Genomic DNA, 13,596 nt, shown 5'->3' on the forward strand with positions numbered 1-13,596 from the left:
AAAATGGATCAACAAAACAAAACGAGAGGTGCTAAAAGGATGGAGGCGTTAGTAAAGCGAGGTATATGCGATTTATTTATGCATGCTTCAAACAGATTCTATGGGCAGAGGAAATGACATGAAGGATGTTTCAGCCATACAAAAAGGACTTTCCTGAAAAGAAAGTCCTTTTTGCTATTTACTTATTGAACTCCCTGACCCTTTAGTTCACGCTGCACGTCTAAGTCGGCAGCTTCTCTGCTGAACTTTGGCAGTGTAATGAAGTAAAAAAGGAAGACGAGTAAAATAATAAAGCCCATTCCGTAATAAATATAAGAAACATTTGTAATGAGTTTTGGAAATAATACAGCAATCAGACCTAATGTCATCGATTGAGCAAACATAGTGAGCGGATCAACCCATCCTGACACACGGCCCATCAGGCGAGGGTGGACGATTCTAGGCAGCCAGCCGCCAATGACAATGTTGACTGGGCCAATGCATGTACCAATGACAAATGATGTGACATAAAACAACCATAATGTATGAGTAGAGCCAAGGACAAAAATCAAAATACCTGCGACCAGAATTGGAATCGACATGAGATATTGCATCTTTACCTTTTTAGCGAGGACAGAGCCCATTAAGCTTCCAACGAGCAGACCTGCACCAATCGCAATGGTAAAGAAGGATGTATGCAGTTCAAAATGGTCCGGTGAAAGTCCATATTTCATTGTAAACATCGGAAGAACGGCAAATGCGCCATTGACAAGACCGAAAACAAAAAAGCCAAAAATTAAAGAAGCCAATAATTTGTTTTTTAAAATATACAGAATGCCTTCTTTAAAATCTTTCAGAGACGTTTTGATGGTCATGCCTCTCCAGCCAGCTTGTCCATTTGGCTGGCGCGCTTCAATTGGAATGTTACATGAACGAATCAGGATGCCTGAAATAATAAAGCTGACTAAATCAATTGTAATGGCACCGTGAAGTCCAATCGTTTTATACATAATGGCACCAATACCAACGCCAAATACCATAAATAAACTAAACAGCATTTGATTTAAGCCAGCGGCTTTTGCATATTGATCTTTATTTAAAATGGCCTGAACGAGAGAAGCTTCAGCTGGATAGAAGAATTTCGTAATGGCACTTCGAATAAACAAGATCAAGAAAATAAGTGGCAGTGAATTAAAATAAATAACGATGAATAATACAATCGTCAGCCCAGCTCGTATCCAATCACAATTCTCTGCGACTTTTTTACGATCAAAACGGTCTGCGACTACACCGACCATAAAAAAGACAAAGACGGTAGGAAGAGAATACATGAGCTCAGCCAATGTGGCGTATGCGGGCTGATGACTAAAATGGTCGAGCAAATAAAAGGCAAACGCCATATTGCCTACTGTTGTCCCCATTTGCGAAGCAAGTGCTGCAAAAAAGAGACGAACAAAATTTCTGTTTTTAAAAATATCCATAAATACGCTCCTTAACCTGAAGATCCCACTTTATATCATATAAAATTTTAACCATTCGTACAATTGATTTCATCTACTGGCTAATGGTCACAGGTGTTCCGTTTGGAACGAGTGAAGCAAGCTCGATGACATTCTGATTATACATGCGAATGCATCCTCTAGAAACAGCTTTACCAATTGAAGACGGGTTATTCGTACCGTGAATGCCGTAATGAATTTTTGAGAGGCTCAGCCAATAAGCGCCAAAGGGACCTCCTGGGTTTGGCTGTCTGTTGACAATATAATAAGAACCTGTCGGTGTCATATTTAAAATTTTCCCTGTTGCAATCGGATACGAACGAATAAGCTGTGATCCAGAAAACAAAACGAGACGTTTCGTTGAAATCGAAATAAAAATGCGGTAAGGGATCGTATTAGGATCCGGCAAACCAGGAATGATAATGACCTCATTTTGTTCGGGCTCGCGAGCTTGAAGTGACGGATTTGCAGCCTTTAAGGCATTTGTTGTAGTTCGAAAATCAAGTGCTATAGAAGCAAGGGTTTCTCCACTTTTCACCGTGTATCGAAGCACCAAAGCACACTCCTTTTACTCAAATAAAAGAAGCCATGATGCCGTCACTTGACATACTATATGGACGGAATCAGGCCCCGTAAGGTTTCTCCTAACATTTGTCATGAAAAAGAACTTTGATTATACATATGCAGGAGAGGGCGGTTTGGCTTCTATTTATACGCGAGATGTCAAGGTAAAAAAGGTTAACTCGGGTTTGGCTAAAAACCGAAGCGTCAGCCGCGTTGTTCCAAGTCCACGGTTGACATAGATGCGGTGCTGATCGATGCCGTATAAACCTTCTACATATGTACGGCCGTAAGGTGCTGTGAGAACCGGTCCATAGAAAGGCAGCTGCACTTGACCGCCATGCGTATGCCCGGAAAGCTGCAAGTTAATAGGTGTTGTTTTCAGCTCTAAAGCGGCATCAGGCTCATGGACGAGCAGTAACGTAAATAAATCAGTTGATACTTCCCGTTTGATCAAATCGTAATCAGGCAAGCTCATCATGAGATCATCCAGTGAAGCAATCTGAATATGCGCATGATCTTTTTCTAATAGAAACACATCATTTTTACATAAAGTAAATCCACAAGCCTCCATTGTTTTCTCATAGAGCTCCACGCCAAATGGTCCGTAGTCATGATTTCCGTAGATGGCAAGCTTACCGAACGGAGCATGAAGCTTATTCAAATAAGCCTTCGCTTTTTCATGCTCTTCAGAGGATGCTTGAAAATCAACGAGATCACCTGTGAACACAATGAGATCTGGAGATGCAGCATTGATTTTCTGGACGATGGTTTGTAGATCCTTCGCAGGGAATGTATCACTCAAATGAACGTCACTAAATTGGGCTATTTTAAACTGGTCAAATGAAGCTGGAAGCTGAGCATCTTGAATGGTCAGTGACACGGTATCGATCATGCGCGGCTCAATGTACCTGGCATATCCATATCCACAACTTGCAGCCAAAAAACCGAGAATACTCGCACCAGCTGCTCCTTTTAAAAATTGTCTGCGGGAAAGCTGCTTCATATAAGACTCCTTTATAAATAAAATTAAGTATAGCATCATATTTGGAAAATCTCCCATATGGTGCACCGAGGGTCAATCATGATATGATAGACAATAATGAATGAATAGTCATTCAAATGACACAGAGGGGGAGAACAAATGACGAAACAAACAGTGATTGTCACAGGGGGATCAAGCGGTATGGGGAAGGCGATGGCTGCTCATTTGGCAGCTGAAGGCTGGAATGTCGTGATTACTGGTAGAACGGAAGAGACGCTGGAAAAAGCGGCAAAAGAAATGAAGCAGAAGGGCGGATCGGTCGCTTATTTCCAAATGGATGTACGAAACCCGGAGGATGCTGACCATATGGTCAAGTTTGCAGTGGATACATTTGGTGATGTCGATGCCCTCATTAACAACGCAGCAGGAAATTTTTTAGTGCCAGCAGAAAAACTGTCTCCTAACGGCTGGAAGGCTGTCATTGATATTGTGTTAAATGGTACATTTTTTTGCAGCCATGCAGTGGGGAATTACTGGATTCGTCAAAAGAAAAGGGGAAGTATGATTAACATGGTGGCCACCTATGCATGGGGTGCTGGTGTAGGCGTGGCGCATTCGGCGGCAGCAAAGGCCGGTGTGTTGTCTCTTACTCGAACGCTTGCTGTGGAATGGGGGAAGCAATATCGCATTCGCGTCAATGCGATCGCACCAGGTCCAATTGAGAGAACAGGCGGTGCAGATAAACTATGGGAATCTGAAGAGGCAGCGCAAAGAACATTAGATAGTGTTCCTCTTGGCAGACTGGGCACACCTGAGGAAATTGCAGCGCTTGCGAGCTTTTTATTGTCTGAGCATGCGTCTTATATAAATGGAGATTGTATCACGATGGATGGGGGACAATGGCTCAACCAATCACCATTTTGATTGACGATGTAAGACCTGCTTTTGATGTGGTATAATCACACAAAGAGAGAAGCAGGTGATGAAAATGGTCGATCCATTGGATATTTTAACGAATATTGAAGATGTTTTCCCGCACTATCAAGCAATATTCAGTGCGGAAGAGCAAAAAGTGATAGGCTATGAGATTCTAGGAAGAATGAAGCTTGAGTCAGAAACGGTCAGCCTAGGCTCCTTCTTTACGGATTCATCTATTCCTGACGAATATAAATTGGAAGTAGATCACAAAGTATTGACTCAAGCACTTGATCTCTTCACAACTGCAGATGACGATTTGCTCATTTTTATTAATCATGATGCCAATATCCTTATGCTGGATCATGGTGAAAGCTTTTTAGAACTTTTAAAGGAATATGAAGCAAGGGGCATTCAGCTTAACCGGTTTGTTATTGAGTTTGCAGAGCATACGTTTAGCGGCGACATTGAACAGCTATACCATACGTTAACGTATTATCGTACATATGGGATTAAGATCGCCGTCTCAAATATAGGAAAAGAAAGCAGTAATCTGGACCGGATTGCCTTGCTTTCACCTGATTTATTAAAAATAGATTTACAGGCATTAAAGGCATCGGCTCCATCTCCTTCCTATGAATATGTCTTGTACAGCATTTCATTGCTTGCAAGAAAAATAGGAGCTGCCTTAATTTATGAGGATATTGAAGCAAATTTCCAGCTGCAGTATGCTTGGAGAAATGGCGGGAGATATTTTCAAGGGTTCTATCTTCATGAGCCTGCAGGAGAATTAATCGACCGAAGCCACCGAAAAGATCAGCTTAGAGAAGAATTCCAGCAATTTATTGCCCATGAGAAAAAGAAGCTGCAAGCTGTCTACGAACATTCTGAAACATTCTATAAACGAATTCATCTAGCTGTTACGACTTTAAAGAAATCGTGCAGCACAAATGATGAGCTCATTCAAAAACTGGCACTTGAACTAACAGATTGCAGCTTCCGGATTTATATGTGTAATGAAGAAGGCTTTCAAATCACTGGAAATGTGTTTAAAAAAGAAGAAGAATGGCTGTTTCAGCCGGAGTATATAGAAAAAAACTGGAGCTGGCGTCCTTATTTCCTAGAAAATATTCTTCAAATGAGAATTAGCGGAAAAGGATTTTTCAGCGATATTTACAGTGATTTAGAAACCGGTGAGAGGATACGTACGTTTTCTTATCCTTTAGAGGGTGATATGTATTTGTTTATAGACCTTCCGTATGCTTATTTATATGAGCAAGATGGATTAATTTGAAGACGCGGCGTGAAGACAAACCCTCGCATTCGTTGTTGTCACTCCTATGTGCCAGTGCTCACGAATGTACAATTCGCTCCGCTCCGGTACTCGTCCTTCCTAGACTTCAAAGGTTTTCTATCACGCTGAAATATAAACAAAAGGCATTTTAGCCTTTTGTCTCAATCTGAGCAGCCTCGCAGGCTGCTTTTTTTGATAGAAAAAAGAAATAAAAAATGGTTGACAATGAAACTGATAATCATTATCATTTAGTTATAGAGAGAAGCTACTCTCTGTTCCCCAACCCCTCTATCAGATCAAGATCCAAAAAACTTGGCGCTACCCCCGCCAAGTTTTTTTTGTGCTTCAATCTTTCCCTTCATGCATAGGACAGCCCAAACTCTCCATACATCTTAAGTGATGATAGTTAGACGGTAGGAGGGAAACATCATGATCAAACGTGACATGCGGCTGCTCATCGATTTGCCAAGACCAGATCACCCAGATGCAAATGGTGCCGCTGCTGTGCAAGAATTACTCGGCGGGAAATTCGGTGAAATGTCCACATTAAATAATTACATGTTTCAATCCTTTAACTTTAGAGGAAAACGAAAACTCAAACCGTTTTATGACCTCGTATCCAGTATTACGGCTGAAGAATTCGGTCATGTCGAGCTCGTAACCACAGCCATCAATCTCATGATTACAGGAACCACCCATGGCGGGGATCCAGATACGACGCCGATGAAGGCAGCTGTCGATAAACGAAATACACAGCATTTTATTCAAACAGCCCAAACAGGCTATCCGTTTGATTCAATGGCAAAACCTTGGACCGGAGAGAATGTGTTCTCAAGTGGCAACCTCATTCTTGATCTCCTCCATAATTTCTTTCTTGAATGCGGAGCTCGTACGCACAAAATGCGTGTATATGAAATGACGGACCATCCTACAGCAAGAGAGATGATCGGTTATTTACTTGTCAGGGGCGGCGTGCATATTGTGGCATATGCAAAGGCACTTGAAGTCGCTACAGGAGTAGATTTAGGGAAAATGCTGCCAATCCCAAATCTCGACAACAAATACTTTGATTCAGCGAGGAAATTTGAAGACCAGAATGTTCATACAAAGCTGTACACATTTAGTGATACGGATTACAAGGATATCAATAAAATTTGGAAAGGCAGCCACCCGATTGATGGAAAGCCGCTGACAGTCATTGAGGGCACCCCGCAAGGAGCACCTGTGCCAGATTATAGAGAATTGCCAGAAGAGTTTGCTCCGGGGATTTCTAAAGAAGATTTTGATGAAATTGCGAAACGGCTGATGAGATCTGCCGGTTTATAAAAATCATGGTGCATGAGATGAGAAAAAAGACTCAAACTAAAAAAACAGATTCTTTTTCTTTTTTTGAATTCAAGAGGAAAAATATCATCTGAGAACACTTTATGGTATGATGCTTTGTAGGACTTGTGTATAATCAATACGGGTTCATCTTGAGTTGTTTTTTTGAAAGGAGTCTTTTTTTAGAATGTCACAATTAATGGGTATCATTACAAGGCTGCAAAGTCTTCAAGAGACAGCAGAAGCTGCAAACGAGCCGGCACAGCGTTATTTCGAAGTGAACGGTGAGAAAATCTGTAGTGTTAAGTATTTCGAAAAGAATCAAACGTTTGAATTGACTGTTTTTCAACAAGGGGATAAGCCAAATACTTTCCCATTTGACAACATTGATATGATTTCGATTGAGATTTTTGAGCTTCTACAATCCTAAGCTGAATCGTATGAAATGTTTTTTCTGAGGATTCCTTCGTTTATTGCGGCAGCATACATGGATCATCATAGATGAGATGTACAAATGGAAGATGATCAATCAGCGCATTTTTCGGATAAGAGACCATTAAAAAGGAGTTCCTTTCTGTGAGTGATTCTTTTTTCTACAATCTTTCTGAAGATCATTTAGCGTTTTCTGATGTCGTCATGAGAATGAAAGACTTTATTCGAAAAGACCCTAGATCCGCCTATGTGTTATCAATTGGTACGGACTCTCAGGTCAATCAAAATGTCACAACATTTATGACTGCAATTCATCTCCACCGGATTGGCAAAGGAGCTTGGGGTTGTCTCACACAACAAGTGATCGAGAGAGCCGTGCAAAGTCTTAGAGAAAAAATTTCATTAGAGACAGCGTTTAGCCAAAAGGTATGTGCAGACATCCTTGAGGGGCCTTTAACAGAACTGATGGATTTGCTTCTTCCGTTTGCTGAGGAAGGGGCAGACCTTCGTTTTGAAGCCCATCTGGATATTGGCAAAAAAGGAAGTACGAAAGAGCTGATTCAGGAAATGACCGGAATGATCACAGCTATGGGAATTGAAGCAAAAATAAAACCCGACTCATATGCAGCATTTTGCTATGCCAATCGATACACAAAATAAATTCCGTCATTTTTCTCCAAACCTTGTCGAAACGTGCGGTTGACGATTCGATTCTAGTTCCTTATTCTAGCTGTATAGAGAGGAAGCAGACATTCAAAAGCCTGCTAATCAATATAAAAGCATATATGAAACAGGGGGCCTGATGTTGAATGAGCGTCATCGAAAATCGTTTTAATGAAGAAGAGAAAAAGCTATTATTAAACGTATTGCTGAATCAGGAATATGCTGTCGAATTACTAAGCAGTGAGATCAATGATATAGAATGTGGAACAAAAAATGTCGACGACAATACGTATAAGCAATTGATCACATTGTATGACAGAGTAAGGTTTGAGAATTAATATTGATTTAACATTCTATTAGATACTCGGGGGCTGAGTATCTTTTTTATGCAGAAAAAATCTTTCGACAAATTTCGTTTTAGTTTATGCTTAATGGTAAAGGGGAATGTATGATTGATGATTGAGAGAAAAGGGGTCGAAGAAACATGATAGAGATAGAACCGACTCAATTGCTTGAGTCAACAGTAGCCGAGCATATGATTGATGCAGATAAGGTGGCACATGTTCAAATTGGAAATAATCTTGAGCATGCCCTATTGGTTCTAACAAAAACAGGATATACAGCCATACCGGTATTAGACGCTTCTTATCATTTACACGGGTTAATTGGAACGAATATGATTATGGATAAAATCTTCGGTTTAGAACGTATCGAATTCGAGAAGCTGGACCAGTTGAAGGTTGAAGAGGTCATGCTGACGGATATTCCGAGACTTAAAACAACAGATCCTGTACTAAAAGGCGTTCACGCTGTGACGAATAATGGATTTGTTTGTGTAGAAAATGAGGAGCAGGTCTTTGAGGGCATTTTTACACGACGTGTTGTATTAAAGCGCTTAAATGAGGTCATTCATTCCGCGAAAAAATGAGCTGCAGCCCAGCTTATTTTTTTTGCCTTCATAAGTTAAAATTTATATAATGAGCATATAAAATAAGAAAAACTTATAGAGAGAAAGGGGACGCCCATGCAGCTTCAGGAGTTACATATGCTTGTTGTGCTAAGTGAAGAATTGAATATGAGAAAGGCTTCAGAGCGGCTCTTTGTCTCTCAGCCTGCATTATCTCAAAGATTGCAGACGATCGAAAAGGAATGGGGAACCAAAATCTTTTTTCGTTCTCAGAAAGGGCTCACCGTGACTTCGGCAGGAGAACAGATTATTCAATTTGCAAAAGAAGTAACGGTTGAGCAGGATCGAGTGAGAGAACGAATCGATGAACTTGAAGGGGAAATTCACGGTACACTAAAGCTTGCGGTTGCATCCATTATTGGACAGCACTGGCTGCCGAAAGTGTTAAAGCGGTATGTCGAAAAATACCCAAATGCCAAGGTGTCACTCGTGACCGGCTGGAGCAGTGAAATGCTCAAAAGCTTGTATGAGGACCATGTGCACATTGGGATCATTCGCGGCAACCCTGATTGGAAGGGGACAAAGGAATACTTGATGACAGATCATTTATATTTAGTCGATTCCGTGATCAAGGACGTAGATGAATTAATCAAGACGGAGCGGCCATTTATCCAATTTAAAAGCGACAGCACATATTATCAGGAAATCCAGCACTGGTGGCACCAAAAATTTAAAGTGTCTCCAAAGCAGACGATTCTCGTGGACCAAATTGAAACATGTAAACAAATGGCCTACCACGGCATCGGCTACGCCATTTTGCCTTCTGTTACATTATATGATCACGAAAAAAGTGTTTATAAAACACCGCTTGTTGATGTGAATGGAGAGCAAATCGGCCGTGACACATGGCTGCTAGGCTATGAAGCGTCTTTTCAGCTAAAACAGGTGCAAGCTTTTGTCGGTGTGGTTAAAGAAATGCTTGAAAATGATGCGGTGTAAGTACCTTCTTGGAATAGGGAGGTACTTTTTTTTATGAAATCATTTGACAATGAAAATCATTATCATTTAAAGTGTACATATAATAATTGAAAATGATTATCATTTAGATGAGGTGACCGATAGATGAAAGCACTAATTACATTTGCGAGTATGTCTGGAAATACGGAAGATATGGCAGCGATCTTAAAGCAAACACTTGAAGGAAAAGGGATCGATACAGAAATGATGGAATTTGATGATACGAATGCAGAAGACCTTTCCTCATACGATTACGTATTCATTGGTTCTTATACATGGGGTGATGGAGATTTGCCTTATGAAGCAGAGGATTTTTATGAAGAGGTCTCTACTCTTGAACTTAGCCACATCAAAGCAGCTGTCTTTGGATCGGGTGATTACAGCTATCCGAAGTTTTGTGAGGCTGTCCATACATTCCATGACATGCTGAAATCAACGGGTGCATCCGTTTTTCCTGAAACATTAAAAATGGAGCTTGCACCGGATACAGATGAAGATGTGGCGTGCTGTCAGGAATTTGCTGCGAGCTTTTTAACGTGGGCTGCTTTATCTGAGAAACGAGTTGAAAATCATGTTTCATAAAGGAGCAACAGCCGTTGCAGCATCTAAAAGTGGTGGATACTTTGTTGCTGTAAAACGTGAAGGTATTTTTCACTATAGTGTGGAGAGCGGATGGCAGCAGCTGTTTAAGCTCAAGCATAAAATCCATGCGATCAGCTATATTGGCCCTTATTTATTCGGTGTTGGTGAAAATGGCACAGTAATTAGATCAGGAGATGAAGGCAGTACATGGGCGTTATCTTCATTCCCAACAAATGCAGTCGTTTGGTCTATTACAGGACGCAAAGATGGATTTGTGTGTGCGCATGGAAAACATAGTATCTATGTGTCAAATGATTTCGGAATTTCCTGGGAAATTATGAAGCCATTTGCTCATGTAAATCATCCGCCGGTCATTCGTTCTTTATGTGCTGCAGGTGACCATCTTTATATTGGAACACAGATTCATGAGGTTCACGGAGGAATATGGGTGTATGACTTGCAAAGTGAACAGATTTTTCTTCTAAACAGAGAGGAGCACCGCATGACAGCTTCTATGCTGCTCTGTCATGAACATCTTCTTGTTTGTGCGTTAGGTTCAAAAAAAGGCAAAAAAGGATCTGTTCAAATTTTAGATTTACATACAAATATTCTGCATGATATTCAATCACAGGCCTTTGCTAGAGAAGAATCATTTTTGGATGTGTCAGAGGATAATGGCATTGTGTATGTGACCACCTCACAAGACGAACACGGATTTTCTAAAGTGTATCAGCTTGATATTGAGCAAAAAGAGCTCAAATGGTTTGATACGATCAAAGGACATGGTTTTCGTGTAGCCAATCAAAACGAAAACTTTTTCTGTGCGGGTTTATATGAAAGTAAGTTTGTCAGGCCATATGAGGAGCCTGCATTGATTCATTGATAAGGAGGAAGAAAAAGTGACAGAAAAGGTTTTATTGGTATATGCCACGATGTCTGGAAATACAGAAGCGATGGCAGATTTAATTGAAAAAGGGTTAACGGAAGCAGGAGCCAGCGTAGACCGGCATGAAGCGATGGATATTGATGCCGAGCTGCTCAATGATTACTCGCACATTATGTTAGGGGCGTATACATGGGGAGATGGCGATCTTCCGGATGATTTTATTGATTTATATGAAGAAATGGATGACCTTGATTTAACGGGTAAAGCATTTGCAGTATTTGGTTCTGGCGATACATCTTACGAACATTTTTGCGGAGCTGTTGACCTAATTGAAGAAAAAGTGAAGGAGCTTGGCGGTGACATTGTCCTGCCCTCAGTTAAGATTGAGCTGAATCCAGAAGGGGAGGAAGAAGACGAATTAATTTCTTTTGGCAGACAATTTGTTCAGCTTCACCAGCAAGAAGCGGGATAATCGGTCCCGCTTGTTTTATTTTCCATTGCGGAGAGGACTCTAACACTTGTCATTAAAACACTCCTTTGGTACAGTAATGAAGTATAAATTAAGAGGAGGACATACATACATGAAACAAATGGACGCTAATGAAATTATTTCATTTATTCAAAATAGTACAAAATCAACACCTGTCAAAGTCTATGTTAAAGGTGACTTAGAAGGTATTGAGTTTGGTGAACATGCAAAAACATTCATCACAGGAAACACTGGAGTTGTTTTCGGTGAGTGGAGCGAAATTCAAGAAGCGCTAGCATCAAACAAAGATAAAATTGAAGATGTTGTCGTGGAAAATGACCGCCGCAACTCTGCAATTCCGATGTTAGATTTGAAAAACATTAAAGCTCGTATTGAACCAGGTGCAATCATTCGTGACCAAGTTGAAATCGGTGATAATGCAGTCATTATGATGGGTGCTTCTATTAATATCGGTTCTGTGATCGGCGAAGGTACGATGATTGACATGAACGTGGTGCTTGGCGGCCGTGCGACAGTAGGTAAGAACTGTCATATCGGTGCTGGATCTGTTCTTGCAGGTGTCATTGAGCCGCCGTCTGCTAAACCAGTTGTTGTAGAAGATGATGTTGTCATCGGTGCGAACGCTGTTGTTCTAGAAGGTGTGACAATTGGTAAAGGTGCAGTAGTAGCTGCCGGTGCGATCGTTGTGAACGATGTAGAGCCTTACACAGTTGTAGCAGGTACACCTGCAAAGAAAATTAAAGACATTGATGAAAAAACAAAAGGTAAGACAGAAATCAAACAAGAACTGCGTCAGCTTTAATCATATAATTCGCAGCTGAAGACAAAGACGTGGATGAGATATCCACGTCTTATTCGTATAGAAGAAAGGAAGTGAGTTCACTTGTTAAATCGTGAGCAATTAATATCCATTCGAAGAGATTTACACCAAATCCCTGAGCTTGGTTTCCAAGAATTTAAAACACAAGCGTATCTCATTCAGCACCTTAACACCTATTCAAAAGATCGAGTTGAGATTGAAACGTGGCGAACTGGGCTTTTTGTGAAAGTGAAGGGAACAAATCCAACGCGCGTATTTGCTTATCGTGCAGATATGGACGGTCTGTCTATTCCTGAGGAAACAGGGTATCCATTTGAATCTGTGCATGAAGGAAAGATGCATGCATGTGGACATGACCTTCATATGACCATTGCACTTGGTATCATTGATCATTTCGTTCATGAACCGATCAAAGAAGACGTATTATTTATCTTCCAGCCGGCAGAAGAAGGTCCAGGCGGTGCCGAACCAATGCTTGCAAGTGATGTTCTTAAAAAATGGACACCAGACTTTATTACAGCGCTGCATATCGCACCTGAATATCCTGTTGGAACAATTGCTACGAAGCCTGGTTTGTTATTTGCCAATACGAGTGAGCTTGTGATTGAGCTTGAAGGAAAAGGCGGACACGCTGCATATCCTCATTTAGCAAATGATATGGTTGTTGCTGCAAGTGCACTTGTAGGTCAGCTGCAATCGGTCATTTCGCGTAATGTCGACCCCCTTGATAGTGCAGTCATTACAGTCGGTACGATTACCGGCGGAACGGCTCAAAATATTATTGCACAGCATGCAAAGCTTGACGGTACCATTCGCACACTTTCGCCAGAGTCTATGGACAAGGTGAGAAAACGAATTGAAGCACTGGCAAAAGGAATTGAAATTGGCTACGAATGCAAGGCAACCGTTCGATACCCTTCATCTTATTACGAAGTGGACAATTCAAAGGATTTGACTGAGGAATTTATGTCATATGTAGCCGAAGAAGGGCTAGCAAATGTGATTGAATGCAGAGAAGCCATGACAGGAGAAGATTTTGGGTACATGCTGAAAAAGTATCCCGGCTTCATGTTTTGGTTAGGGGTCGATTCAGAATACGGCCTGCACCATGCAAAGCTCCAGCCTGATGAAAACGCGATTGAAACAGCTGTGAATGTCATGACGGCTTATTTTAAAAAGCAAGCTGGCGAATGAATAATTGAGCTGCCTCCTGTACACCTTATGAACAGGAGGTGTTCTTGAT

The 13,596-nt window shown here is 41.0% G+C and carries 16 protein-coding genes; 13 read left to right on the forward strand and 3 right to left on the reverse strand.

What is annotated here, in order from left to right; genetic code table 11:
* Positions 1 to 182 precede the first annotated feature (182 nt).
* From AAYR28_RS06655 to AAYR28_RS06665, 3 genes are all read right to left on the reverse strand, one after another.
* Entirely contained in the window at positions 183 to 1,460 is a 1,278-nt protein-coding gene (locus tag AAYR28_RS06655; protein WP_034281582.1) for an MFS transporter, read from the reverse strand.
* A gap of 73 nt (positions 1,461 to 1,533) precedes the next feature.
* A complete protein-coding gene (locus tag AAYR28_RS06660) occupies positions 1,534 to 2,031 on the reverse strand; it encodes a L,D-transpeptidase family protein (protein WP_342501057.1) in 498 nt (165 codons plus the stop codon).
* A gap of 156 nt (positions 2,032 to 2,187) precedes the next feature.
* A complete protein-coding gene (locus tag AAYR28_RS06665) occupies positions 2,188 to 3,045 on the reverse strand; it encodes a metallophosphoesterase (RefSeq protein ID WP_081124329.1) in 858 nt (285 codons plus the stop codon).
* A gap of 138 nt (positions 3,046 to 3,183) precedes the next feature.
* Here AAYR28_RS06665 and fadH point away from each other — a divergent pair, with 138 nt between their 5' ends.
* The 13 genes from fadH (at position 3,184) to AAYR28_RS06730 (ending at position 13,547) form a co-directional block, all read left to right on the forward strand.
* Positions 3,184 to 3,948, forward strand: a complete 765-nt coding sequence (gene fadH / locus AAYR28_RS06670; protein WP_034281588.1) for a 2,4-dienoyl-CoA reductase — start codon at positions 3,184 to 3,186, stop codon at positions 3,946 to 3,948.
* Positions 3,949 to 4,012: 64 nt separating this feature from the next.
* Complete coding sequence (locus AAYR28_RS06675; RefSeq protein WP_034281946.1) at positions 4,013 to 5,233, forward strand: EAL domain-containing protein; 1,221 nt, start codon at positions 4,013 to 4,015, stop codon at positions 5,231 to 5,233.
* 429 nt (positions 5,234 to 5,662) lie between these two features.
* Entirely contained in the window at positions 5,663 to 6,559 is an 897-nt protein-coding gene (locus AAYR28_RS06680; protein ID WP_034281589.1) for a manganese catalase family protein, read from the forward strand.
* A 184-nt stretch (positions 6,560 to 6,743) separates the two neighbouring features.
* Entirely contained in the window at positions 6,744 to 6,986 is a 243-nt protein-coding gene (locus tag AAYR28_RS06685; RefSeq protein WP_003212254.1) for a YkuJ family protein, read from the forward strand.
* A gap of 146 nt (positions 6,987 to 7,132) precedes the next feature.
* Positions 7,133 to 7,648: a ribonuclease H-like YkuK family protein gene (locus AAYR28_RS06690; protein ID WP_034281591.1), complete on the forward strand. Its 516-nt coding sequence runs from the start codon at positions 7,133 to 7,135 to the stop codon at positions 7,646 to 7,648.
* Positions 7,649 to 7,797: 149 nt separating this feature from the next.
* On the forward strand, positions 7,798 to 7,989 hold the full coding sequence (gene abbA / locus AAYR28_RS06695) for an antirepressor AbbA (RefSeq protein WP_003210802.1): 192 nt from the start codon (positions 7,798 to 7,800) through the stop codon (positions 7,987 to 7,989).
* A 146-nt stretch (positions 7,990 to 8,135) separates the two neighbouring features.
* The gene (gene cbpB / locus AAYR28_RS06700) at positions 8,136 to 8,579 is read left to right on the forward strand and encodes a cyclic-di-AMP-binding protein CbpB (RefSeq protein ID WP_034281593.1); all 444 of its coding nucleotides are present in this window, start codon (positions 8,136 to 8,138) and stop codon (positions 8,577 to 8,579) included.
* Between the two features lie 96 nt (positions 8,580 to 8,675).
* Entirely contained in the window at positions 8,676 to 9,557 is an 882-nt protein-coding gene (locus AAYR28_RS06705; protein ID WP_120207134.1) for a LysR family transcriptional regulator, read from the forward strand.
* 123 nt (positions 9,558 to 9,680) lie between these two features.
* Entirely contained in the window at positions 9,681 to 10,157 is a 477-nt protein-coding gene (locus AAYR28_RS06710; protein ID WP_070325767.1) for a flavodoxin, read from the forward strand.
* Complete coding sequence (locus AAYR28_RS06715; protein WP_070325768.1) at positions 10,147 to 11,040, forward strand: WD40/YVTN/BNR-like repeat-containing protein; 894 nt, start codon at positions 10,147 to 10,149, stop codon at positions 11,038 to 11,040. The genes AAYR28_RS06710 and AAYR28_RS06715 overlap by 11 nt, the downstream gene beginning before the upstream one ends.
* Positions 11,041 to 11,056: 16 nt before the next feature.
* On the forward strand, positions 11,057 to 11,515 hold the full coding sequence (locus tag AAYR28_RS06720; RefSeq protein WP_080701188.1) for a flavodoxin: 459 nt from the start codon (positions 11,057 to 11,059) through the stop codon (positions 11,513 to 11,515).
* 109 nt (positions 11,516 to 11,624) lie between these two features.
* The gene (dapD, locus tag AAYR28_RS06725) at positions 11,625 to 12,335 is read left to right on the forward strand and encodes a 2,3,4,5-tetrahydropyridine-2,6-dicarboxylate N-acetyltransferase (RefSeq protein ID WP_070325769.1); all 711 of its coding nucleotides are present in this window, start codon (positions 11,625 to 11,627) and stop codon (positions 12,333 to 12,335) included.
* A gap of 81 nt (positions 12,336 to 12,416) precedes the next feature.
* Positions 12,417 to 13,547: an N-acetyldiaminopimelate deacetylase gene (locus AAYR28_RS06730; protein ID WP_120207133.1), complete on the forward strand. Its 1,131-nt coding sequence runs from the start codon at positions 12,417 to 12,419 to the stop codon at positions 13,545 to 13,547.
* Positions 13,548 to 13,596: the final 49 nt, after the last annotated feature.

This window comes from Bacillus safensis (genome assembly GCF_039619585.1).
Classification (GTDB): domain Bacteria; phylum Bacillota; class Bacilli; order Bacillales; family Bacillaceae; genus Bacillus; species Bacillus safensis.